Annotated in this window: 1 protein-coding gene; it reads left to right on the top strand. The window is 67.4% G+C overall.

Annotated features, from left to right (window positions below):
- The coding region (locus GCN74_RS28415; protein ID WP_152259716.1) for a filamentous hemagglutinin N-terminal domain-containing protein at positions 1 to 282 on the top strand (282 nt) is incomplete at both ends.

Raw genomic sequence — 282 nt, 5'->3', positions numbered from 1 at the left:
CGGCAGGCGTGTCGCGCAATACCTACAGCCAGTTCGACGTGACGGCGAATGGCGCCATCCTCAACAACAGCCGCGGCAACGTGCAGACGCAGACGGGCGGCTGGGTGCAGGGCAATCCATGGCTGGCGGGCGGCAGCGCGCGCGTGATCTTGAATGAAGTCAACTCGGCCAACCCCAGCCAGCTGCGCGGCTATGTCGAGGTGGCGGGGCAGCGGGCCGAAGTCGTCATCGCCAACCCGGCCGGCGTGAGCGTCGATGGCGGCGGTTTCATCAATGCCAGCC

The sequence above is a fragment of the Janthinobacterium sp. FT14W genome (genome assembly GCF_009208755.1).
Classification (GTDB): domain Bacteria; phylum Pseudomonadota; class Gammaproteobacteria; order Burkholderiales; family Burkholderiaceae_D; genus Janthinobacterium; species Janthinobacterium violaceinigrum.
Note: the sequence above shows the minus strand (reverse complement) of the source record. Positions and strands in the feature narration are given on the sequence as shown.